Origin of the sequence: Novosphingobium anseongense (genome assembly GCF_037482895.1) — a bacterium.
GTDB lineage: Bacteria > Pseudomonadota > Alphaproteobacteria > Sphingomonadales > Sphingomonadaceae > Novosphingobium > Novosphingobium anseongense.
Genome location: NZ_JBBHJZ010000023.1, coordinates 1 through 334, shown reverse-complemented (window position 1 = coordinate 334; position 334 = coordinate 1). Strand labels below are relative to the sequence as shown.

Here is a 334-nt window from a genome sequence, read left to right as displayed (position 1 = left end):
CATTGACCGAGGCTACGTCGATCATCGTTGGCTCACCTTCCAACAAGCCCGCGCGGTTGGTGGAACGGTGCGCCGAGGTGAGCGGGGTATCGCCGCCTGCTTTCTAGGGGGCCCGGCATTTGAAAAGCCAAACTGGCGCCCGGATGGCCCGAAGGGCGAGGCGCCGCGCGATGAGGTCATGCGCTGCACCTTGTTCAACATCGCGCAGTGTGATGTGCTTCCCCCTCGGTTTTCGGCCCCACTCATCACCAGGGCCTCGTGCGGAGAGCGGATGGGCTTGGAGGAGATCGTCGCCCGATGCGGTCTTGAAATTCGTATCGGAGGTTCGCAGGCC

General features: G+C 63.5%; 1 protein-coding gene. It reads left to right on the top strand.

Translation table 11 applies throughout. The features are described from left to right. The coding region (locus WG901_RS23775; RefSeq protein WP_339589625.1) for an ArdC-like ssDNA-binding domain-containing protein at window positions 1-334 on the top strand (334 nt) is incomplete at both ends.